The following is a 23110-nucleotide window of genomic DNA, read 5'->3' on the forward strand; positions in this document are numbered from 1 at the left end:
CTTGAGTCCGCCCCGGCGGCCCGGTGTCTCATTCGACTTCCACGCGTCCGTTCGCGACGAGCCACCGCGTGGTGGTGCACGCGCGGGCGAAGGGCGCGTCATGGGTGACGAGCAGCAGCGCGCCCGGGTAGTCGCGCAGCGCCGCCTCCAGCCGCTCGATGGACGGCAGGTCCAGGTGGTTGGTGGGTTCGTCCAGCACCAGGGCCCAGGCGTGCTGGCCCAGGCCGCGCGCGATGGCCAGCTTGCGCGCCTCGCCGGGCGACGGCTGTCCGGACGCGAGCAGCCGGTGCGGGTCCACGCCCAGCGCCGCCACCAGGGACATCACCCGGCCGCGCTCCTCCGGGGGCAGCTCCCGCACCGCCTCCAGCATGGCGCCCGTCTCCTCCTCGCCCAGGTCCTGCGGCAGGTACAGGAGCTTCTCGCGGGGCACGCGCGACTGCTCCAGCAGGGCCTTGAGGAGCGTCGTCTTGCCGGCGCCGTTGGGTCCCTCGATGCGGATGCGCGCCTCGCGGTCCACGTCCAGGCGGGTGGGGCCCAGCACCTCCACGTCGCCGGCCTTCAGCCCCGGCGTGTCGAACGTGAAGAGGAACGGGTTGGGCGAGCGCACGTAGTCCACGAACACGGAGCGGCCCACCGTCTTGTCCACGGTGAAGGTGCCCACGGAGGCCTCGGCGCGCTCCAGCTCCCGGCGCTTCACGGTGACCTGGTGGCCCAGCCGGGACTCGGCCCAGCTCGCGAGCGTGGAGGGGCCCAGGCCGCGCGCGTCGCTGTCGTACTTGTTGCGCATCCGCCGGCCGGTGCTGCGCGACAGGGTGGCGCCCTGGTGTTCGCGCCGGGCCTTGTCCAACAGCTGCGCGGCCCGGTCCCGCTCCGCCTTGGACTGCTGGTGGGCGGCGACCTCGGACTCGCGCTCCGCCTCCCAGTGGCCCTTCGCGGCGGAGTAGGCCCCCGGGTACAGGTGCGCCTCGCCGCCGTGCACGCGCAGCGTGGCCTGGGTGAGCGTCTCCAGCAGCTCACGGTCGTGGGACACGACGACGCCCACGCCTCGGAAGCGGCGCAGCGCGGCCACCAGCCACGCTCTTGCCTCCGCGTCCAGGTGGTTGGTGGGCTCATCCAGCAGGAGCACGTCCGGCTCGCGGGCGAGCGCCGCGCCCACCTGCCAGCGCTTGCGCTCTCCCGGGGACAGCGTGGGCCAGCGCTCCAGCGCGGTGACGTCCAGGCCCAGCTGGCCCTGGAGCCTGCGCGCCAGCGCGTCCCAGGCGTCCGCGAACGCGGTGATGTCGGGCGTGAGCACCTCCACGCCCTGCGGACACAGGCACACGAGCGGCGACTCCGGCTCGAACTGGAGCTGCCCCGACGTGGGCGTCAGCTCCCCGGACAGGAGGCGCAGCAGGGTGGACTTGCCCGCGCCGTTGGGGCCGACGAGGCCCGTCCAGCCCGCGGGGAGGTGGAACTCCACGTCGGTGAGGACGGGGACGGCATCAGTGAAGGAAAAGCAGACGCGGTGCGCGCGCACGGAGGACGAGGACGAGGGCATGTTGAAGCGACTCCTGAAACCGGAAGCCAGCGCACACGCCCGTCAGGGCCGTGTGGCGGCGGGGTACAGCCAGGGACCGGGGTTTCAGGCGTACAGCTTCAAGGGACAGCGAACCTCGTTCAGGGGAAGACCTCTGACATCTCCCCGCGTGGACAGCCGGTGCTTCAGGTGGAGCATGCGGCGCGGCCCGGGCGGATGGCAAGTCCGGGCGCGACGCGGGCACCGACGGGAAAACGCCGGTGCCCTGACAACGATTCCCCGAAGGGGGCGGGCTACTCGTCCGACGGCGGCGGCTGCACCCGGCGGGTGGCCGGGAGGGTGGCGTTCGCGGCCGCGTTGCGGGCCAGGGCCTGGGCGCTCAGCGCGGCGGCGGACGGCGGGCGGGGGGCGGGGAGCCGGGGCGCCTCCGGCGCGGTGGCCGGGGCCTCGTTGGCGAAAACCTCCTTCAGCATGGCGATGGAGCCCAGCGCGGTGGTGGCCTCGTAGGGGACGAACATCTTGTTGTCGCCCTTGCCCAGCTCCTGGAGGGTCTCCAGGTAGCGCAGCGCGAGCACCTCCGGCGTGGCCCGGCCGGTATGGATGGCCTCGAAGGTGAGGCGGGTGGCCTCGGCCTTGCCCTCGGCCTCCAGCATGACGGCGCGCTTGTGGCCCTCCGCGCGGGCGATCTCCGCGTCGCGCTCGGCCTCCGCGCGCAGGATGCGGGAGATCTTCTCGCCTTCGGCCTGGAGGATGGCGGCGGCCTTGTCGCCCTCCGCCTTGGTGACCTCCGCGCGGCGCTCGCGCTCGGCGGTCATCTGCTTGGCCATGGCGGACTTGATGGCCTGGGGCGGTTCAATCTCGCGCAGCTCCACGCGCGTCACCTTCACGCCCCACTTCTCCGTGGCCTCGTCCAGCACCATGCGCAGCTTGGTGTTGACCGTCTCGCGGCTGGTGAGCGTCTGATCCAGCGTGAGGCCGCCCATGACGTTGCGCAGGTTCGTCATGGTGAGCTGCTCGATGGCGAGCGCCAGGTTCTCCACCTGGTAGAGCGCCCGGCCCGGGTCGACGATCTGGTAGTAGATGACCGAGCCGACCTCCATGTTGACGTTGTCATGGGTGATGACCTGGACGGTCTCGAAGCCCATGACCTGCTCGCGCAGGTCCACCAGCGTGTTGCGCGTGAAGCGGTTGCCGGCGCGCATCTCCATGGCGCGCGGGCTGTCCATGAAGGGGATGAGGATGTTGAGGCCGCTGGAGGCCACGCGGTGGAACTTCCCCAGCCGCTCCACCACCATCACCTTGGCCTGGGGGACGATGCGCACGCCCGTGACCATCGCGAACACGACGGCGGCGGCCAGGAACAGCAGAACAACGGTCAGTCCCATGATGCGTTCTCCTTCTTCTGCCGCACTGGTTGCAGCGCGACTTCGTGGGACGCCGACGGGCGTCGCACCCACAACTTGAGGCCTTCAATCTGCTCCACGGTGACGCGCTCGCCCTCGGGCAGGGGCCCGGACAGGGAGCGGGCCATCCACAGCTCGCCGTTGATTCGCACGGTGCCCCCGTGTCCCTCCGCCAGCGCCTCCGTCACCACGGCCTCCTGGCCCAGCATCGCCTCCGCGCCCGTCTTCAAGTGCACGGCGTCCCGCATGAAAACGTTCTTGAAGAGGGTGCGGGACGCGCCGAACAGGGCGGCGGACACCAGGGTGAAGACGACGAGCTGGCTGTTGAAGCCCAGGCCCGCCCCGGCCATCAGCGAGGCCATCAGCGCGCCCACGGCGAACCAGAGCGTCACGAAGCCGGAGAGCTTGATCTCCATCACCCCCAGGACGATCGCGGCGATCAACCAGAGCTGCCAGGCGGTGGGGTCCATGGGGTCCTTGTTTGACAGCCGCTTCGGTCGCCTGTCAAACCGGGCGGCCGGGCATCAGGAATCAATCCGGGAGGAGGGTGGGTTCCGGGCAAGGCCTTAAGAGGGCCAGAGCCTGGGGAAAAGCCGATGCCATACCTGTCCATCCGTGGCGCTCGACTGTACTACGAGGACACCGGGGGGAGTGGAGAGCCGGTCCTCTTCAGCCACGGGCTGCTCTGGGACTCCCGCTTGTTCCACAGGCAGGTGGAGGCCCTCCGGGGCCACTACCGCTGCATCGTGTACGACCACCGGGGCCAGGGACTGAGCGAGCCCCCGCCTGGTGACTCGGTCATCGACCTGCGCACGGTGTACGAGGACGCGGTGGCGGTCATCCAGGCGCTCGGCCTGGCGCCGTGTCACTTCGTGGGCCAGTCCATGGGGGGCTTCGTGGGCCTGAGGGTGGCCGCGCGGCACCCGGAGCTCCTGCGCTCGCTGTCGCTGCTGGACTCCTCCGCCGCGGCGGAGCTGCCGCTGACGCTGGCGCGCTACCGGCTGTTGACGACGCTCACGCACTGGCTGGGCTTGCGGCCGGTGGTGGACCGGATCATGTCGCTCTACTTCGGGCGCACGTTCATGCGGGATCCGGAGCGGGCCGCGGAGCGGGCGTTGCTGCGCCAGCAGCTCGTGGAGAACCCGCGCGCGGTGTGGCGCGCGATGCAGGGGGTCATCCACCGCCGCAGCGTGGAGGGGGAACTGCACCGCATCGTGACGCCCACGCTGGTGCTGGTGGGGGACGAGGACGCGGTGACGGTGCCGGCGGTGGCGGAGCGGCTGCACCAGCGCATCTGGGGCGCGCGGCTCAAGCGGCTGCCCTGCGGCGGGCACATGTGCATCCTGGAACAGCCCCAGGCGGTCAACGTCGCGCTGGGAGACTTCCTGGAGGAGGTGGAGCGCACCTCGCTCCAGGAAGAGGTGCTGGCGGTGGGTTAGCCCCGGGCCTCGGGCTCGCGGCAGACGGCCTCCGACGCATCGTCGTCGTTCTGCGCGGGAGCGGACTGCACGGAGGCCTGCGGTTCGGAGGGCGCGGCGGGGAGCACGCCCGCGCAGACGCCGTACTCACCGCAGGTGGTCCTGACGCTGCCGTCGGTGCAGAGCCAGCTGCAGGAGCCGGTAGGCCGACACGCGACGTCACAGGGGTTGGGCGCGGCCCCCGCGGTGATCGGAGCGAGGAAGAGCGCGGCGGCGACGGCGAAGAGGGACTTGGAGCGCTTCATGGGGGTGACTCCCGTGGATGTGAGGGAACCGCGGTGCTGCGTTCATCCTACGGACTCAATCCCTCTCACTGGTAGCGAGTTTGCCAAAAAATCGGATTTCCATGCTTGTACGTGAAAGCCGTGGGTGAAGACAGACACCCGCTGTGCCTTGCCGTTTGCGGCGGGAAGGAAATGACAGTTCAAACCCATGGGAGAGGGATTGGGCAATGGAAGACGCTCCACCCGCCCCGCACCCTGGAACAACCCATGAAGTCGCCCTCTCGCTGAACGTCGATCCAATCTAGCGCCTGAACGCCCGCTCAGTATCCTGATCCGGTGTGAGCTACGCCGAGCTGGTGTGCCGGTCCCACTTCTCCTTCCTGCACGGCGCCTCCCACCCGGAGGAGCTGGTGGCCACCGCGGCGCGGCTGGGCCTGTCCGCGCTGGCGCTGACGGACCGGGACGGGCTCTACGGGGTCGTGAAGGCGCACCTCGCGGCGAAGGAGCACGGCGTGAAGCTGCTCCTGGGCGCGGAGCTGACGCTGGAGGACGGCCCGCCAGTGGTCGTGTACGCGAAGGACGCGGGTGGGTACTCGAACCTGTGCCGGCTGGTGTCCCACGGCCGGATGACGCACCCCAAGGGCGAGGCGGGCCTGCCCTGGCGCAAGGTGGCGGAGCACGCGTCGGGGCTGCTCGCGCTGTTGCCGGGCCCCGCGCCGCTGGCGGCGGTGGCGCCGCTGGCGGAGGCGTTCCCCGGGAGCTTCCACGTGGGCCTGAGCCGCTCCCTGTCCGCGGGGGACGCGGCCCGGGAGGCGCGAGCGGAAGCCCTGGCCCGCGCGCTGGGCGTGCCCTTGGTGGTGCACAACGACGTGCACACGCACCACCGCGACCGGCAGCCCTTGCAGGACGTGCTCACGTCCATCCGCCACGGGGTGACGGTGGATCAGGCGGGCACGCGGCTGTTCCCGAACGCGGAGCGGACGCTGAAGTCCCCCACGGACATGGCGCGGCTGTTCGCGGACCGGCCGGAGGCGCTGGCGCGCACGGTGGAGCTGGCGTCGCGCTGCGAGGCCACCCTGGACGCGCTGCACTACCGCTTCCCGGAGGAAGACCTGCCGCAAGGGCGCACGGCGGATGAACACCTGCGGGTGCTCACGGAGGCGGGCCTGCGCACGCGCTATCCGGAGGGGGTGCCGCCGGCGGTGACGAAGCAGATCGACCACGAGCTGCGGCTCATCGCGGCGCTGGACTTCGCGGGGTACTTCCTGTCGCTGTGGGACATCGTGATGTTCGCGCGGGGGCGGGGCATCCTGTGTCAGGGGCGGGGCAGCGCGGCGAACTCGGCGGTCTGCTACGCGCTGGGCATCACCGCCATTGATCCGGTGCGCATGGGGCTGTTGTTCGAGCGCTTCCTCAGCATGGAGCGCAAGGAGCCGCCGGACATCGACGTGGACTTCGAGCACGAGCGGCGCGAGGAGGTGCTCCAGTACGTCTACGAGAAGCACGGCCGGCGCCACGCGGGCATGGTGTGCGAAGTCATCTGCTACCGGGGGCGGCTCGCGCTGCGCGAGGCGGGCAAGGCGCTGGGGCTGTCGTTGGATCAGGTGGACCGGCTGTCGCGCGTTGCCTCGTCTCACGGCTTCCAGGTGACGCCGGACGTGCTCCAGGAAGCGGGGCTGTCCCCGACGGATGGGCGCGTCTTGCGGACGCTGTCGGTGGCGAAGGAGCTGGAGGGCGTGCCCCGGCACCTGTCCATCCACGTGGGCGGCTTCGTGATGACGCGCGAGCCGCTGGTGGACCTGGTGCCGGTGGAGAACGCGGCGATGCCCGGGCGCACGGTCATCCAGTGGGAGAAGGACGACATCAACGCGGTGGGGCTGCTGAAGGTGGACCTGCTGGCGCTGGGCATGTTGACGGCGCTGTCGCGCTGCTTCGCCCTGATCCACAAGCACTACGGCCGCGAGCTGTCCCTGGCCACGGTGCCGCCGGAGGACCCGAAGGTCTACGACATGCTGTGCGAGGCGGACACGGTGGGCGTGTTCCAGATTGAAAGCCGCGCGCAGATGAACATGCTGCCCCGGCTGCGGCCCCGGGAGTTCTACGACCTGGTGGTGCAGATCGCCCTCATCCGGCCGGGGCCCATCGTGGGCAACATGGTGCACCCCTACCTGCGTCGCCGGCACGGCCAGGAGCCGGCGACGTACCCGAGCGAGGAGGTGCGCGGCATCCTCCAGAAGACGCTGGGCGTGCCGCTCTTCCAGGAGCAGGCGATGCGGCTCGCGATGGTGGCGGCGGGCTTCAGCGCGGGGGAGGCGGACGGCCTGCGGCGGGCGCTGAGCCACAAGCAGGCGGAGGCGCGCATCCTCCCGTACCGGGGCCGCTTCGTGGAGGGCTGCGAGGCGAAGGGCTACACGCGCAAGCAGGCGGAGGAGTGGTTCGACCACTTCCGGGGCTTCGCGCACTACGGGTTCCCGGAGAGCCACTCCGCGAGCTTCGCGTTGATCGCCTATGCGTCCAGCTGGCTGAAGTGCCACTACCCGGCGGCCTTCACCGCGGCGCTGCTCAACTCGCAGCCCATGGGCTTCTACGCGCCGCACACGCTGGTGGCGGACGTGCAGCGGCACGGCGTGGAGGTGCGGCCGGTGGACGTGCGCCGTTCAGGCTGGGACTGCACCCTGGAGGACGGAGCGATTCGGCTGGGCCTGAGGATGGTGCGGGGGCTGTCCGAGTCCGCGGGCCGGGCGGTGGAGACCGCGAGGCGCGGGGACTACGCGAGCGTGGGAGACCTGGCGCGACGGGCGCGCATTCCCCGGCACGAGCTGACGCGGCTGGCGCTGTCCGGCGCGTTGGCGTCGCTGTGTGGGGCGCGGAGGCAGGCGCTGTGGGAGATCCAGGCGCTGGGGCCGCTGGACGCGGACGACCTGTTCTTCGGCATGCCCATGGACGGCACGGCGGTGGAGTTGCCGCCCATGGGCGTCCAGGAGCGGGTGGTGGCGGACTACGACACGGTGGGGCTGTCGCTGGAGAAGCACCCGCTGGAACTGCTGCGGCCCATGTTGAAGCGGATGGGGGCGGTGACGGCGGAGGGGTTGAAGCGGGTGTCGGCGGGGCGGCGGGTGAAGGTAGGGGGGATGATGATCTGCCGGCAGATGCCGCCGACGGCGAAGGGGATCTGCTTCATCTCGTTGGAGGACGAGACGGGGATCGCGAACCTGGTGGTGCCCTCGGAGGTGTACGCGCGGTGCAGGCAGGAGATCCACGGCGCGCTGTTCCTCGTGGGGGAGGGGATGCTGGAGCGCTCGGGGAAGGTGACGAACGTGAAGACGCGCAGCGTGGTGTCCGTGCGGCAGTGAGGCATTGGGGAGCGCCACATCTGCACGTCTGTTCCCGGGATCCGCCGCTACAGGGACGTAGTGACCCGGGGGGGCATGGAACAACCCGTATTACTGGCGATATAGGTTGCGTCCGTCCGGAGTGTAGTAGCGTGGATCAGAACGGGAGGGTTCTCCAAGTGCGCAACAGTCTTCGGTGGTTGGGGTCGCTGCTCGATCGCGTGGGCCTGACAGAAGTGGTGGAGGAGGCGAGCGATTGGGTGCGGTACTACGCGCAGGGCAAGCCGCCCGTGAGCGAACCGCAGCAGACCCGCGTCTCCCGCCCGGTGCACTCCGAGCCTCCGCGCGCGTCCGCGCACGAGGTGATCGAGTCCCTGCGCAACGCGATGCCGGAGCGTCAGGTGGACGCGACGGTGGTGGAGATCCCCTTCGAGGGACGCATGGAGCTGGCGCAGGCGGCCCGCCGCAAGACGGCGCCGAAGGCGAAGAAGGCCGCGGGCAAGAAGAGCGCGGCGAAGAAGGCCCCGGCCGCGAAGAAGAAGAGCGCGGCGAAGAAGGCCCCTGTCGCGAAGAAGGCGGCCACGTCCGGCGCCGCGAGCGAGGACGCGGTGTCGGTGCTGGAGACCGCGCTGCGCGGCCACGCGCGCCAGAAGGACCTGGTCTCCGCCGGCAAGGAGAAGGACCAGCTCCTGCGTTCGCTGATCCCGCTCTACCTGGCGAAGGCGCTGGACGTGGAGGTGACGTCCGGAACGACGTCGCGCTTCTGGAGCGGGCTGGGCGTGACGTACGCCGCCCCGAACGCGGCCAAGGCCCTGCGCCTGCATGCCGGCTACGCCCAGGACACCAAGAAGGGCAAGGCCATCACCGCCAAGGGCATCCGCTACGTGGAAGACGCCCTGGCGCAGGCCGGGAAGTAAAGCCTGCCGGGCCAGATGCCGCGGCTTCGCTGTCTGCTCAAGCGCGGCATGGTCCCACTTGAATCAGCCCTCAATCCCTCGCGGAACGTGAGCCCGGGACGGGCAGGTTGTCCGTCCTCCGGTACGTAGCCACCACGGAGTACTTCGTGTCCTTCGTGTGGTTCCGGCTCGCCGCGTGGAACAGCCGCGCGTGGAAGAGCAGCACGTCCCCGGGGGACAGCCTCACGTACCGCGCGCTCTCAATGAGCGCCGCGTTCTCCGGCAGCTCCGGCCGCAGGAACAGCTTCGCGTCGTAGCGCTCCGGCGCGAACTGCATGCGGTGCGTGCCGGGCAATACCTTGAGGCCGCCGTTCTCCGGCGTCTCCGTGCCCAATGCCAGCCACGTGGAGATCAGCTCCGGCCGCGTGAAGGCCCAATACCTCACGTCCTGGTGCCAGCCCGTGTCCGACGAGAAGCGCGGCTGTTTCGTCATCACGCAGTTGTGATGCGCCCGCGCCTGCACCACCGGCCCGTCCAGCAGTTGCCCCAGCGCCTCCACCATCCGCGCGTCGTCGAACCACGCCGCGAACAGGGCCGAGCGCCCATGGGCCTTCAACAACCGCCGCACCGTCCGGCCACCTTCGACCTCCAGGCTCGCGGGCGAACCCGGATAGGCCACGTCGGCCTCGTACTCCACCGGGCCGTCACCGGACTTGAGCTGCTCCAGGATGACGGCCCGCATCCGCTCGCACGTCCCGCTGTCCACGAAGGACGGCAGGACGAGATACCCATCGGCGGCGAAGCGTTGGCACTGCTCGGGACTCAGGACGGACATGGCGCCCGCTTCTTAATGGGGGCGCCCGCCGCGTGCAGCACCTGTCGCGAGGCTCAACCCAGGAGCCGCGAATCATCCAGGTCGATCTCGTCCTGGATGAGGTCCACGCCGTTCTGCCGGAACCGCCGCGCCGCGGCCCGGCTGCGCGGCCCGTGCCCGTGCTCCAGGCACCACTGCGCGTGCTCGCTCAGGAGCGCCAGCTCCAGCGTGCGCCCCAGCGTCAGGGAGAAGCGCCGCGCCCCGGCCTCCATCGTGGTGGGGTTCGCCATCGCGCCGGACACCCAGGCCCGCGCGTGCTCCAGCGCGCCGTGCGCCGTCTGCACGCACGGCCGCAGGCCCGCGTCCGTCACCTTCGACAGCCGGCCCTCCACCTCGTGGAAGAACGCCTCCAGCGTGCCTTCCTTCGCCAGCGCGCGCAGCGAATCCAGCGACAGCACGTTCGTCGTGCCCTCCCAGATGGACAGCACCTGCGCGTCCGCCTGGATGCGCGGCAGGCCCGTGTCCTCCACGTAGCCCGCACCGCCGAAGGACTCCGTCGCCTCCGACGTGACGTGCACCACCTGCCGGCCCGTGGTCAGCTTCGCCAGCGGCGTCACCAGCCGCTGCAGCAGCTGCTCCTGCTCCGTCGCCGTGCGCGTCTCCAGCTTGCCCAGGAGCTCCACCCCGCGGAACGCCAGCAGGAAGCCCGCCTGGAACTCCGCCTCCAGCCCCGCCAGCGTGTCCACGTGCAGCGGCTTCTCCGACAGCGGCGCGCCGAACTGCACCCGGCGCTTCGCATAGTCGTGCGCCAGCGCCATCGCGCGGCGCATGGCCCACGTGGCGCCCATCGCGTTCCAGGTGCGCGTCACGTTCAGCATCATCGCCATGTTGCGGATGCCGTCCGTCAGCCCCGCCACTGGCACCGCCAGCGTCCCGTCCAGCGTCAGCTCCGCCGTGGGCACCTTGCGCGTCCCGAACTTGTCCTTCAGCCGGTTGATCTGGATGTTGTTGAGCCGGCCCTGCGCGTCCCGCGTCTCCACGAAGAAGAGCGCCAGGCCCTTGCCGCCGGGGCCGTTGCCCGTGGGCCGCGCCAGCGTCAGCGCCATCTGCGCCGTCGTCGCGGACGTGAACCACTTCGTGCCGTGCAGCCGCCAGCCCTCCGGGGACTGCCGCGCCTCCGTCAGCGTGAGCCCCACGTCCGAGCCGCCCGTGCGCTCCGTCATCCACTGGCCCGACGTCCAGAACGTCGCCGGATCGCGCGACGTCAGGTGGGGCAGGGCGTGGTCGATGAGGGCTTTGTTGCCCAGCGACAGGAGCGACCGTGCCGCGCCGTCCGTCATCGCCAGCGGACACGAATAGACGTCCAGCGACGGCTGCACCAGGTAGTTCAACGCGAACTGGTGCACGCGGCTGAGCGCGCCGCTCTTCTGCTCGTAGGCCACCGCGACCAGGCCCTTCCTCGCGGTCAGCGCCTCCGCCTCCTTCCACAGCGGCGTCACCTCGATGTGGTCGATGCGCTTCCCCCACGGGTCCCACTGCGTGAGGACGGGCTCGTTCAGCCGGTCGCGCTGCTGGAACTCGTAGAAGTACTTGCCCCCCAGCTCCCCCAGCTCCCGGAAGTCGTCCTGGAGCGAGCGGAGCAGGTCCTCCGGAAGGGTGCGGGCAAGGTAGCCCTGCAGGAACGCGTCGTCGTCGTACTGATTGCCAAGAACGGGGGGCGCCTGGAAGAAGCTCATGACCCGAAGTTAACACCCCGGCACGGACGGTGGGGTAGAGTGACCTCCCCCTCCGCCGGAGCCGTGATGACCGACTTCTCCCGCAGGCCCCCACCTGGCCCGGGTCCGTCTTCCCTCGACGCCGAGCAAGACCCCAATCGCAGCATCACCCCCCTGGAGACGCCCGCCGCCGCGGCGAGCCCCGTCCTGGCGACGCCTCCCCGTCCGCGCTCGCCCACCATGGCCGGGGTGCCCCTGGGCGGAGACAGGCCTCCAGAGCCCACCCGCTCCAGGCCCGCGCAGTCCGCGCCGCTGCCGTCCGTCATCTTCGATCCGATGCCGCGCCCCCGCGTGCCGCCCGCGCAGGCCGCGGGAGCGCCGCCGCCCTTCACCGAGGAGATGCTGGACGTGCAGACCGAGCGGCGCACCGCGCCCCCCGGTCCTCCTCCAGCGCCGCAGGACCCCGACCGCCGCGCGGGCCCCGGCCCGGAGCGCCGCGGTCCGGACGCGGAGCGCAGGGGTCCCCCTCCGGAGGCGGACCGCCGCGGCCCGAGCAGCCCCGCCAGCTCCGACCGTCGCACCTCGGCCACGGCGCCGCCGCAGGGCTACGTGGGCCCGGAGCGGCGCGGCTTCCGGCGCGGTGAAGCGTCGGATGCGCCGATGACGAACCGCTTCTGGCCCGCGCAGCCCAAGACGCTCCAGGAGGCCGGCCTCAACGCGACCTTCGTGGAGGAGCTGGTCCTCAAGGCCATCTTCTTCGCGGGCGAGATGCGCGGCATGGACGTGGCCACGCGCCTGCAACTGCCCAGCGCGCTGGTGGACGAGATCATCGAGGGCCTGCGCCGGCAGAAGTACATCGACATCCGAGGCGGTGGCGGATCCGGCGTGGGCCGCTCCACGATGATCTACCAGCTCACGACCTTCGTGACGGACGTGCTGCGGCAGATCCTGGACCGCAACCGCTACAACGGCCCGGCGCCCGTGCCGTTCCACGAATGGGTCGCCGCCGTGAAGCAGCAGACCGTGCGCGGCAACCGCATCACCCGCCAGCGCATGGAGGACAAGTTCGGCGACCTGATCATCCGCGACTACATCTTCGACGGCATCGGCCCGGCGATGAACTCCGGGCGCGCCATCTTCTTCTACGGCCCCCCGGGCAACGGCAAGACGGCCATCTGCCAGGGCATGGTCAACTGCTACGACGGGGACATCTTCGTCCCGCACGCGCTGCTCATCGACGACTTCGTGGTGAAGATGTTCGACGCGAACATCCACCGCGCCGTGGAGGACGAGCCCGGCATGCCCTCGTACGACCGCCGCTGGGTGCGCTGCCGCCGGCCGCTGGTGGTGGTGGGCGGTGAGCTCACGCTGGAGATGCTCGACCTCGTCTACACCCCGGAGGTGAAGTACTACGAGGCGCCGTTCCAGATGAAGGCGTCCAACGGGATGCTCCTCATCGACGACTTCGGCCGGCAGAAGGTGTCCCCCAAGGACCTGCTCAACCGGTGGATCGTCCCGCTGGAGAGCGACGTGGACATGCTCACGCTCCACACCGGCAAGAAGATCCAGGTGCCCTTCGACGTGTTCGCTGCCTTCTCCACCAACCTGGATCCCAGCGACCTCGTGGACGACGCCTTCCTGCGCCGCGTCCGCTACAAGCTGGAGGTGCAGCGCCCGGACGAGGAGCAGTTCCACGAGATCTTCCAGATGATGTGCAAGAAGCGCGGCGTGCCCTACGACGCGCGCGCCGTGGACTACCTCATCGACGAGCACTACCGCCCGCTGCACCGGCCCTTCGCCGCGTGCCAGCCTCGCGACCTGTTGGATCAGGTCATCGACATGGCGAACTACCAGGGCGTGACGCCGCGCCTGGACCCCACGCTGCTGGACGCCGCCGTGCGCAGCTACTTCGTGCGCTTCGACAAGCCGGAGGGGCCCTCGTCCACCTCCGCGTCCGCCCGCTGAAGCGGCTGGGGGCCGTCCCCCGCGAACGGCCCCCACGGCGACGGCTGGAGCCACGTGCGCACCGTCTCCACGTGCACGTTGGCCAGCACGTCCACGATGGACAGCCCCGTCACGAAGCGCCCCTCGCGCCCCTGCGCGTAGTCCGGGTGGCGGAAGCGCTGCCACAAGAGGCGCACGTCCACGGCGCGGAAGCGCTCGGGCTTCAGGTACACCGTGGAGCCCGTCCCCGAGTAGTACGTGTGCGCGCCCGTCTGGAGGCAGTACTCCACCAGCCGCTGCGTCTTGTCCTCGCCCCGGCGCTCCAGCGTGGAGGAACACACCTGGTTCGGCTCCAGGCCCAGCGGCCTGTAGAACAGCGCCATGCTGGACAGCAGCACGCGCAACAGCGACCCCGGTCCGGACTCGCGCGCGGCGGCGTCGTAGAAGGGCTCCAGCAGCGGCAGCACCTGCGCGCGGAAGTGGGGCCGGCCTCCGTAGAGCGTCACCAGCGCGTTGAGGTGCTTGCGCGCCCAGGGCTGGCTCGAGTCCACCGCCAGGTCGCGGATGCGCGTGTCGCGGTGCGGATCCTCCAGCGGGATGGACAGCCACTGGAAGCCGGGTTCGGACGGAGGCGGCGTGGGCACGCCGTGGGGCAGGGCGACGCGCGTGCGGCGCTGCCAGCCGCGCCGCAGCCACTGCACGTCGTCCAGCACCACCAGCGTGCCGGCGCGCGCCACCTGCTCGTAGAAGTCCACCCACGGCAGGTAGTGGGGCTGTTCGGCGACGAGGACTCCAGGGTGTCCGGACACGCCCCGGATGATAGGGCCTTTCAGCCGCCGCGCACCGGGTGGCGGAACACCGGCGGGAACACGCGCGGGGCCTTCTTCTTGCGCACGCAGGTGGTGTCCGCGCTCATGTAGCAGGCGGAGAACGCGCGCCGCCGCTGTCCGGGCCGGCCACGCCCGGAGCGGTGCCAGACGTGGTTGTGCACGAGCAGCGCCTCCCCGGCCCGCACCGGCAGAGGCACCACGTGTCCTTCCGCGTCCGCCGCCTCCACGCGGTCCGGCGGGATCACGCCGCCCAGCGCCGTCACCAGCCCCGCGCGGTGGCTGCCGGGGATGACCTCCAGGCAGCCGCCGCCCTCCGGCGCGTCGTCCAGCGCGGTCCAGATTTGAAGGTCCGGCTCACGCGTGAGGCCCCACAGCTTTCCGCCGTCCTGGTGGAAGGGCAGGTTGCTGCCGCCCGCGGGGCCCTTGTGGAAGAGGATGGCGCGGTACAGGACGATGTCGCCGGGGATGCGCGCGCGGGCGATGCGCTCGAACAGCGGGTTCTCCAGCCACGCGAGGAAGCGCGGATCCTTCTCCAGCTTCTCCAGCTTGCGGTACTCCAGGGACGGGCCCTGCCAGCCCAGCCCCAGCGGCGCGTCTTCGTAGCGGCCGGTGGTGGCGTCCGGCTGGAAGAACATCCCCGGGTACACCACGCGGCCGAGCATCAGGTCGTCCGCCCGCTCGCGCAGGGCCTCCACGCCCGCGTCGTCCAGCACGCGGCCCAGGCGCGCGAAGCCGTGCGCCTCGTAGTGGGCGAGCACGTCCGCCACGTCCAATCCTTCCGCCTCCACGCTGACCATCCACTGCACCATTGCCGCAAGGCCCGTGCGCGTCCAGCGCGGTCGTGCGAGCAGGGGAGGGCGCCCTCGTGGGACGGGGCTTCCGCCCTTGCACCCGCGCCTGCCCGGCCGCATGGTGGGCCTGGCATGCCCTACCGTCGCGCCACGCACCACGTCTCCGCCCCGGATGGCACCCGGGTGGCGGTCCACACCCACAGCTCGGGCGCGCCGGAGGAGGGCCGCGACGCCGCGCTCGCGGACCGCCCCACGGTGCTGCTGACCAACGGCATCGGCACGTCGGAGAACTTCTGGCGTCACCTCGTCGCCGACCTGGAGCAGGACCACCGCGTGGTGCACTGGGACTACCGCGGCCACGGCATGAGCGAGGAGTCGCGCGACGGGGACTACCGCGTGCAGGTGCACGTGGACGACCTGGAGCGCGTCACCGAGGCCGCCATGGCGCGCGGCGACGGCCGGCCGCCGCACCACATCGCCTTCTCCATGGGCGTGCGCATCCTGCTGGAGCTGTACCGCCGGCGCCCGGACCTGGTGCCGTCCATGACGCTCATCGCGGGGACACCGGGCGTGCCGGGCTCGGCCAACCCGAGCCGGGCATCCCGCTTCGGGTTGAGCGCCGTCAGGGGCGCCCTGGCCGCCAGCACACCGTGGGTGCCGGTGGTGGCGCCCGCGGTGAAGGCCTTCATCGCCAGCCCGCTGGCGGATCCGTTCGCCCGCGCCGTGGGCGCGCTGCGGCCCCGCGCCCCGCGAGAGGACATCGCCGAGTTCCTGGACGCGCTCTACCACATGAGCGCGCAGGCCTATTGGCGCACGCTGCGCGGCCTCACGGAGGGCCACGCCTGGGACGTCCTCCCGTCCATCCGGGTGCCCGTGCTGATCATCGCCGCGAGCGACGACGTCCTCGTGCCCCTGTCGGAGGTGCAGCGGCTGCACCGCGCGCTGCCCCAGGCCGGCTGGCTCCAGGTGGATGACGCCGGCCACGCGGGCCTCCTGGAGGCCGGGACGGAGATCGCCCAGGCGGTCCGGGGCTTCCTGGATGCGCATGGATTGGAGGCTTCAGCCTCCACGCAAACCCCCGTCACTCCAGGCTGAAGCCACGGCGGTTCCCGTGACCCATCAGGGCTGCCGGGTTTTGAGAATCCGATGACCTCAAAGGTCACGAAGACGCGAGCCAGAAGTCACCGGGCGTGGTTTGCGTCGGCCTGTAATTTTGTGGTTTGCAGGGAGGCTCAGTACTCAACACGGAGTCTCCATGTCCTGGTCTTCCCGGCACCTGCTGGTCCCATTGTCAGCGGTGCTGTTGGTGTTGTCGGCGTGCGGTGGTGATGACGGCAACAAGAACCCTGTCTGCGGCAACGGCATCATCGAGAGCGGCGAAGCGTGCGACGACGGCAACCGCACGGAAGGCGACCGCTGCAACAACAGCTGTCAGGTCACCACGCCCGTCATTGACGCGGGCACCAATGACGCGGGCTCTGACACGGACGCGGGGATCGACGCGGGCACGGAGACGGACGCGGGCACCGACGACGCAGGTACGGTGACGGACGCGGGTACGGGCACCGACGCGGGCACGGGCACTGACGCGGGTACGGGCACTGACGCGGGCACGGGCACCGACGCGGGTACGGGCACCGACGCGGGTACGGGCACTGACGCGGGTACGGGCACCGACGCGGGCACGGGCACTGACGCCGGCACGGGCACCGACGCGGGTACGGGCACTGACGCGGGCACGGGCACCGATGCGGGCACGGGCACTGACGCCGGCACGGGGACGGACGCGGGCACGGTCGATGCGGGCACGGACGCCGGTACGGAGACCGACGCGGGCACGGTCGACGCGGGCACGGACGCCGGTACGGAGACCGACGCGGGCACGGATGGCGGCGCCATCGACGCCGGCCCGGCTCCGGACGCGGGCACCGACGCCGGCACGGAGACGGATGCGGGCACGGGGACCGACGCGGGCACCACGGCGACGCTGAGCGCGCTGGAGCCGGCCGCGGTCTTCGCTCGCTCGGGCACCACAGGTCAGACCATTCCGGAGTCTCTCGAGGTCACGCTGAGCGCCGAGGCCGCCACGGATGTCGTGGTCCAGGTCTCCTCGTCCAGCCCCTCGGTGGTCGTGGCCAACAACGGCCAGGTGACGGTGCCCGCGGGTTCGCGGTCCGCGGCGGTCATCGTGACGGCGGATGAGGCGGCGGGCTCGGCCAAGGCGACGCTGACGGCCACGCTGGGTGGGGACTCGCGCACCGCCACGGTGCGCGTGCTCGGCGCGACCGAGCAGGCCTCGCTGGCGTACCTGTCGCCGGAGACGGTGTCCCTGGCCTCCGGTGAGACGGCCAACGTCACCGTGACGCTCGACATCCCGGCCGCGGCGGCCACGTCCATCGCGCTGTCCACGACGGGCAACGTGGGCTCCGTGCCGGCCACCGTGACGGTGCCGGCCAACGAGATCTCCGCGAAGTTCATCTTCACCGCCGGCGCGTCCGGTTCGACGGGCACCATCGTGGCCACACTCAACAACCAGTCCGTGTCCGCTCAGGCGAAGGTCACCGCCGCCCCGACGACGAACCACATCGTCATCAGCGAGTTCGCCACCCTTGGCTCCGGTGGCGCGAACGACGAGTTCATCGAGCTCTACAACCCGACGAACGCGGCCGTGTCCCTGGCCGGCTGGAAGCTCCAGTACAAGGGCCCGACCGCCGGCACCTACAACACCACCGCCTTTACGTTCCCCACGGGCGCGACCATCGCCGCGCATGGCTTCTACCTGGTGACGAGCAGCTCGTACTCCGGTGGCGGCACGGTCGCAGGTGACGCCTCCTCCGCGGCCCTCATCCCGCTGGGTGCCTCGGCGGGCCACATCCGCCTGGGCAAGCCCGGCATCTCCACCGGGAAGGTGGACGCCCTCGCGGTGGACACGGTGGGCTACGGCTCCACCGCGGACGCTGCGGAAGGCAACAGCCCCATCTCCGTCAGCGGCACCCCGGCCGCCGCCAGCAGCTTCGAGCGCAAGGCTAACGCCGCCTCGTCGGCCGCGACCATGGAGGGCAGCGGCGTGGACGCGAAGAAGGGCAACAGCCAGGACACGGACGTGAACAACGCGGACTTCGTCATCCGCACGCAGCGGGGTCCGCAGAACAAGGCGAGCGGCACGGAAGTGCCGTGACGCACTGAGCAGTGACCGGCCCCCACCGTCCCTCCAGGAACGGTGGGGGCTGGAAATACCCGCGCGCTTTCGCCATAAGCGGGGGCGTGCGAGTCGTCTCCTGGAACGTCAACGGTCTGCGCTCCATCCACCGCAAGGGCTTCCTCCCGTGGCTGTCCAGGGCCCGGGCGGACATCGTGGGGCTGCAGGAGGTGCGCGCCCGCGTTGAGCAGCTCCCCGCGGAGGTGCGCGCCCCCCGCCGCTGGAAGACCCACTTCGTGGCCGCGGAGCGCCCCGGCTACAGCGGCGTGGGCCTCTTCAGCCGCCATGAGCCGGAAGAGCTCACCACCACCCTGGACGCCCCGGAGATGGACGCGGAGGGCCGCCTCCAGTTCGCCCGCTTCGGCAAGCTCACCGTCGTCAACGGCTACTTCCCCAACGGCAACGGGAAGGACCGGGACCTCTCCCGCATCCCCTTCAAGCTGGACTTCTACCGCCGCCTCTTCGCGCGCCTGGAGAAGCCGCTGCGCGACAACCAGCGCGTGCTGGTGATGGGCGACTTCAACACCGCCCACCAGGACATCGACCTGGCGCGCCCGCGCGAGAACCGGGAGACCAGCGGCTTCCGCCCGGAGGAGCGCGAGGAGTTCGACCGGTGGATCCGCTCAGGCTGGGTGGACACCTTCCGCCACTTCAACCCCCAGGGCGGCCACTACTCCTGGTGGAGCCAGCGCGCGGGCGTGCGCGAGAAGAACATCGGCTGGCGCATCGACTACGTGCTGGCCACGCCGGCGGCGCTTGGTTACGTGAAGAAGGCCGCCGTGCATCCGGATGTCCACGGGTCGGATCACTGCCCCGTGAGCGTGGACCTGGACCCCTCGGTCCTCACCTGAACCCCCTCATGCCCAAGGCACCTCTCTCATGAACGCACTGCTCTCCATCTGGACCTGGGTCGAGGTGGGCCTCGTGGCCCTGGTGGGCTTCTTCGTCCAGCTCTTCCTGCTCATCGTCACGTTCCTGTTCGACAAGCGCCGCTACGTGGTGGGCCGCTGCTTCCGCCTGGTGGGCGTCACCGCCGCGAAGCTCACGCCCTTCTGGCGCTTCGGCGTGCATGGCCCGGTGCCGGACCGCGTGGCGCCCAACACCGTGGTGGTGAGCAACCACGAGTCCAACGCGGACTGCTTCCTCATCTCCTTCCTGCCGTGGGAGATGAAGTGGCTGGGCAAGCGGAGCCTCTTCAAGGTGCCCGTGGTGGGCTGGATGATGGGCATCGCCGGCGACGTCCCGGTGGAGCGCGGCGACCGCGACTCGGCCACCGGCGCCATGGCGCGCTGCAAGGCGTGGATGCAGAAGGGGATGCCGGTGATGATCTTCCCGGAGGGCACGCGCTCCAAGACGGATGAACTCCTGCCGTTCAAGGACGGCGCCTTCCGGCTCGCCATCGAGATGCAGGCGGACGTGCTGCCGCTGGCGGTGAGCGGCACGCGGCTCGCGCTGCCCAAGCACTCCTGGCGCTTCGCCACGTCGCGCGGGCTGGTGACCGTGGGCACGCCCATCTCCACGAAGGGGATGACGCTGGATGACGTGGAGACGCTCAAGACCCGGGCGCGCGCCCAGATTGAAGCCCTGCGCGCGACGCTCAAGCCGCTGACCGGGGGCGCGGCTCCCGTCCCGGCGACGGACACTCCCGCCGCCCCCTGAGCGGTCGGCGGACCGGGGGCGCGGATCGTTCAGAACCGCACGCGCCCCAGATTGTTGAACCCTCCAGGAGGGTCTGGACTAAGGAGTCCCCAGGTCCGTCCTCCACGGTCCGGCTCGGCGCGTGGCGCCCAGGAAGGAAGCGTGTGATGACCGCGGGCGGTCCTCGTGAAGAGCAGCGCGTGTCCACGGGCATCCCCGGCCTGGACACCGTGCTGTGCGGCGGCCTGCGCAAGGGCCGCATGTACATGGTCCTGGGCCTCCCGGGAGCGGGGAAGACCATCCTCGCCAACCAGATCTGCTTCCACCAGGCGGCCCAGGGACACCGGGTCCTCTACCTCACGCTCCTGGCTGAATCGCACACGGAGCTGGTGAGCAACCTGCAGACGCTGTCGTTCTTCGACCCGGCCTGCGTGCCGGGGAAGATCAGCTACCTGAGCGCCTTCACCATCCTGGAGCAGGGCGGCCTGGAAGCGCTCGCCGACCTGGTGCGCAAGGAGATCAAGGCGCACAAGGCGTCGCTGCTCGTGCTGGATGGGCTGCTGGCGGCGGAGGAGCTGGCCCCGTCGCGGCAGGCGCTCAAGAAGTTCATCCACGGCCTCCAGGTCGTGACGGGCCTCATCGGCTGCACCACGGTCGTGCTCACCACCGGCGGCACCAAGGGCCTGCGCGCGGAGCACACCATGGTGGACGGCCTGCTGGTGCTGCAGCAGCGCACCTTCGGCGTGCGCACCCTGCGCGAGCTGAGCGTGCGCAAGTTCCGGGGCAGCGCGTACAAGCTGGGGCAGCACGGCTTCGAGATCACCGGCGACGGGCTCACCGTCTACCCGCGCCTGGAGTCGATGGTGGACGGCAACCTGGTGCCCGGGGCGGGGAAGCGCGAGCGCGACGCCTTCGGCGTGCAGGGCCTGGACGCCATGCTCAAGGGCGGCGTGCCCGCGGGCTCCACCACCATCCTCCTGGGACCTCCGGGCAGCGGCAAGACGCTCTTGGGGCTGGCCTTCCTCGCGGAGGGCGCCCGCCAGGGCGAGCGCGGCCACTACTTCGCCTTCTACGACGCGCCGGAGCGGATGCTCGCCCAGGCGGCCGGCGTGGGCATGCACATGCAGCCCCTGATGGAGCGCGGGGACCTGGAGGTGAGCTTCCGGCCCCCCACGGAGAACATCCTCGACAAGATGGGGATGGAGCTGCTGACCACCATCCGCAGCGGCCGGGTGCGCCGCATCTTCCTGGACGGCTACGAAGCGCTCCTGCGCTCCTCGACGCGCCAGTCGCGGGTGGCCCGCTTCCTGGCGGCGCTCGTCAACGAGTGCCGGGTGCGCGAGGTGACGCTCATCTACACCGTCGAGGCCTCCTCCGCCTTCGGGCCGGAGGTGAAGTTCCCGCTCAAGGGCATCTCCATGGTGGCGGAGAACATCCTGTTCCTGCGCATGGTGGAGCTGCACTCCGGGCTGCGCCGCTTCATCGCGGCGCTCAAGGTGCGCAACAGCGCCTATGACCCCGCGCTGCGCGAGCTGGAGATCACCGGCGAGGGGCTCGCGGTCGGAGAGCCCTTCGCGGAAGGGCAGATGTTGATGACGGGGCTCGCGCGCACGCGGACTCCGGAGCCGACCCCGCTGCCGAAACCGCGCCGCAAGCCGCGCGCGAACACCTCGTCCTCCGCCAGGGCCACGCCGGCGAAGCCGCGCCGGAACGTCCGCAAGCGCCGAGGCAGCTGACCATGGGGCCCGTCCTCATCGTCGACGACGAGTTCGGCATCGTGGAGGCCGTGCGGGACCTCTTGTCGGACGAAGGCTACCGCACCGTCACCGCGCTCAATGGCCGCGAGGCCCTGGAGCGGATGGCGCAGGAGCGTCCGGCGATGGTGCTGCTCGACTACATGATGCCGGTGCTCAACGGGCCGGGCGTGCTGGAGTCCATGCAGAAGGACCCGGTCCTGCGCGACGTCCCGGTGGTGATGATGAGCGCAAGCCCGCCGGAGTTCTGGCAGCACCTGCCGTGCGCGGGCTTCCTGCCCAAGCCCTTCGACATCGATCAGCTCCTCGCCATGGTCCACCGCATCATCGGCTCGCCGCCCCTGCCGCACTGAAGTCCGTCGTCCGGCCAGGGGGCCTCGCGCCTCCAGGCCCCGGAACGTTGAAGCCAGGCCGTCCGCGCACAGCGGGCCGCCGCTCCGTTCCCATTCACCCCACCCACCCCGTCCCAGGCGCCACGGCGCACTGCATTACCCGATTTGCGGCGTCCGCCGTGTTCCCGGCTGCTTGCAAATGGGTAAAGGGGGCTGGTATTTCTTCGCCAATCGAACGAACTCGCATGTTCGCGGTGGGCGGGGACGCGGGACGGCTCCAGGTGGCAGGAGCCCGGGCGGCGGGAAAGCGCAGATTCCCCTCTGGCGTATGGCGGCGTGGGTGACGCGGCGCGACATGCGGGCGGCGGCTTCCAGCAGCTTCTGATTTCTTCGCCGTAAGAACGAAGTCATCCCAGCAAGACAACCCGGAGGGGATTCATGCTTCGCAACACGCGTTTCAAGTGGACGTTGGCGGCCGTCGGAGTTTTCGCGGTCGCGGGGCTCATTGGCGCCTGTGACCCCGAGGACGAGCCCACCCCCAGCACCCAGAACGACGCCGGGACCAAGACCGACGCGGGGACGAACACCGACGCGGGCTCCATCACGGACGCCGGGACCAAGACCGACGCGGGGACGAACACCGACGCGGGCACCACCACCGACGCGGGCACCACCACCGACGCGGGCACCACGACGGACGCCGGCACCACGACGGACGCCGGCACGCAGACTTCGCTGCCCCTGGCGGTGGACGGCACCTGGGCGGCCAGCGGCTACATGGGCGCGGGCGGGCAGGGCGGCCTGGTGGACGAGCCCATCTGCCACACGCCCCGTCCCGGCGCGGGCCTGGGCAACTGCCACAAGTTCACCGCCACCCAGAAGCAGCCAGACACCGCGTGGGCCGGCGTCTTCTGGCAGTTCCCGGAAGGCGCCTGGGCGGATGACCCGCGCCCGGGCTTCCAGGTGCCGGACGGCGCGAACGCCGTGAGCTTCTACGCCTGGAGCGAGTCCGGCGGCGAGGCCGTCGACTTCTTCGTCGGCTATGAAGGCAAGGACGGGTTCACGAAGAAGATCAACGTCACGCTGACCAACGAGCCCACGAAGTACACGCTCGACATCAGCAAGATCCGCTACGGCACGGTCGGCGGAGGCTTCGGCTGGTCGGCGGGCGGGCTGGACGTCAAGCCGCTTGTGCTCTTCATTGACGACATCCAGTGGCACTGACCACCACAACCTGAGCGCCA

Annotated in this window: 19 protein-coding genes; 11 read left to right on the forward strand and 8 right to left on the reverse strand. The window is 70.7% G+C overall.

The genetic code is table 11. From position 1 onward, the window contains the following. Positions 1-28 precede the first annotated feature (28 nt). The 3 genes from AABA78_RS15425 to AABA78_RS15435 all read right to left on the reverse strand — a co-directional run bounded on the left by AABA78_RS15425 (position 29) and on the right by AABA78_RS15435 (position 3389). On the reverse strand, positions 29-1537 hold the full coding sequence (locus AABA78_RS15425; protein ID WP_338263839.1) for an ATP-binding cassette domain-containing protein: 1509 nt from the start codon (positions 1535-1537) through the stop codon (positions 29-31). A gap of 272 nt (positions 1538-1809) precedes the next feature. Then, the gene (locus AABA78_RS15430; protein ID WP_338263840.1) at positions 1810-2901 is read right to left on the reverse strand and encodes an SPFH domain-containing protein; all 1092 of its coding nucleotides are present in this window, start codon (positions 2899-2901) and stop codon (positions 1810-1812) included. Beyond that, positions 2892-3389 (reverse strand): NfeD family protein, encoded by a 498-nt coding sequence (locus tag AABA78_RS15435; RefSeq protein ID WP_338263841.1) that lies wholly within the window; start codon positions 3387-3389, stop codon positions 2892-2894. Before AABA78_RS15435 ends, AABA78_RS15430 begins: the two co-directional genes overlap by 10 nt. Before the next feature lie 126 nt (positions 3390-3515). Between AABA78_RS15435 and AABA78_RS15440 the strand changes: the two genes are divergently transcribed. After that, positions 3516-4358, forward strand: a complete 843-nt coding sequence (locus AABA78_RS15440) for an alpha/beta fold hydrolase (protein ID WP_171421723.1) — start codon at positions 3516-3518, stop codon at positions 4356-4358. Here AABA78_RS15440 and AABA78_RS15445 read toward each other — a convergent pair. Then, positions 4355-4642 (reverse strand): hypothetical protein, encoded by a 288-nt coding sequence (locus tag AABA78_RS15445; RefSeq protein WP_171421722.1) that lies wholly within the window; start codon positions 4640-4642, stop codon positions 4355-4357. The genes AABA78_RS15440 and AABA78_RS15445 overlap by 4 nt on opposite strands. A 317-nt stretch (positions 4643-4959) precedes the next feature. Between AABA78_RS15445 and AABA78_RS15450 the strand changes: the two genes are divergently transcribed. Together AABA78_RS15450 and AABA78_RS15455 are read left to right on the forward strand one after the other, a co-directional pair. Continuing rightward, on the forward strand, positions 4960-7974 hold the full coding sequence (locus AABA78_RS15450; protein WP_338263842.1) for an error-prone DNA polymerase: 3015 nt from the start codon (positions 4960-4962) through the stop codon (positions 7972-7974). Positions 7975-8132: 158 nt separating this feature from the next. Beyond that, a complete protein-coding gene (locus AABA78_RS15455; protein ID WP_338263843.1) occupies positions 8133-8870 on the forward strand; it encodes a hypothetical protein in 738 nt (245 codons plus the stop codon). 70 nt (positions 8871-8940) lie between these two features. Here the strand turns inward: AABA78_RS15455 and AABA78_RS15460 are convergent, their stop codons facing one another. Both AABA78_RS15460 and AABA78_RS15465 read right to left on the reverse strand, forming a co-directional pair. Next, a complete protein-coding gene (locus tag AABA78_RS15460) occupies positions 8941-9684 on the reverse strand; it encodes a phytanoyl-CoA dioxygenase family protein (RefSeq protein WP_338263844.1) in 744 nt (247 codons plus the stop codon). 53 nt (positions 9685-9737) lie between these two features. After that, a complete protein-coding gene (locus AABA78_RS15465) occupies positions 9738-11399 on the reverse strand; it encodes an acyl-CoA dehydrogenase family protein (protein ID WP_338263845.1) in 1662 nt (553 codons plus the stop codon). A 66-nt stretch (positions 11400-11465) separates the two neighbouring features. Between AABA78_RS15465 and AABA78_RS15470 the strand changes: the two genes are divergently transcribed. Beyond that, positions 11466-13343, forward strand: coding sequence for a DUF8689 domain-containing protein (locus tag AABA78_RS15470; RefSeq protein ID WP_338263846.1), 1878 nt, complete (start codon positions 11466-11468; stop codon positions 13341-13343). Here the strand turns inward: AABA78_RS15470 and AABA78_RS15475 are convergent. Continuing rightward, on the reverse strand, positions 13283-14131 hold the full coding sequence (locus tag AABA78_RS15475; RefSeq protein WP_338263847.1) for a WbqC family protein: 849 nt from the start codon (positions 14129-14131) through the stop codon (positions 13283-13285). The genes AABA78_RS15470 and AABA78_RS15475 overlap by 61 nt on opposite strands. A gap of 20 nt (positions 14132-14151) precedes the next feature. After that, the gene (locus AABA78_RS15480) at positions 14152-14949 is read right to left on the reverse strand and encodes a phytanoyl-CoA dioxygenase family protein (RefSeq protein WP_338263848.1); all 798 of its coding nucleotides are present in this window, start codon (positions 14947-14949) and stop codon (positions 14152-14154) included. Between the two features lie 126 nt (positions 14950-15075). Between AABA78_RS15480 and AABA78_RS15485 the strand changes: the two genes are divergently transcribed. From AABA78_RS15485 to AABA78_RS15515, 7 genes are all read left to right on the forward strand, one after another. Next, positions 15076-16038: an alpha/beta fold hydrolase gene (locus tag AABA78_RS15485; protein WP_338263849.1), complete on the forward strand. Its 963-nt coding sequence runs from the start codon at positions 15076-15078 to the stop codon at positions 16036-16038. A gap of 160 nt (positions 16039-16198) precedes the next feature. Continuing rightward, positions 16199-18121 carry a lamin tail domain-containing protein gene (locus AABA78_RS15490; RefSeq protein ID WP_338263850.1) on the forward strand — a complete coding sequence of 641 codons (1923 nt, stop codon included), beginning with the start codon at positions 16199-16201 and terminating at the stop codon, positions 18119-18121. Positions 18122-18207: 86 nt separating this feature from the next. Beyond that, on the forward strand, positions 18208-18993 hold the full coding sequence (locus tag AABA78_RS15495) for an exodeoxyribonuclease III (RefSeq protein WP_171416555.1): 786 nt from the start codon (positions 18208-18210) through the stop codon (positions 18991-18993). A gap of 28 nt (positions 18994-19021) precedes the next feature. Then, complete coding sequence (locus AABA78_RS15500) at positions 19022-19801, forward strand: lysophospholipid acyltransferase family protein (protein ID WP_338263851.1); 780 nt, start codon at positions 19022-19024, stop codon at positions 19799-19801. Between the two features lie 146 nt (positions 19802-19947). Then, positions 19948-21516, forward strand: coding sequence for an ATPase domain-containing protein (locus AABA78_RS15505; RefSeq protein WP_338263852.1), 1569 nt, complete (start codon positions 19948-19950; stop codon positions 21514-21516). 2 nt (positions 21517-21518) lie between these two features. Next, a complete protein-coding gene (locus AABA78_RS15510) occupies positions 21519-21887 on the forward strand; it encodes a response regulator (protein ID WP_338263853.1) in 369 nt (122 codons plus the stop codon). A gap of 417 nt (positions 21888-22304) precedes the next feature. Then, positions 22305-23090 (forward strand): hypothetical protein, encoded by a 786-nt coding sequence (locus AABA78_RS15515; RefSeq protein ID WP_338263854.1) that lies wholly within the window; start codon positions 22305-22307, stop codon positions 23088-23090. Positions 23091-23110: the final 20 nt, after the last annotated feature.

It is taken from the genome of Corallococcus caeni (assembly GCF_036245865.1).
GTDB lineage: Bacteria > Myxococcota > Myxococcia > Myxococcales > Myxococcaceae > Corallococcus > Corallococcus caeni.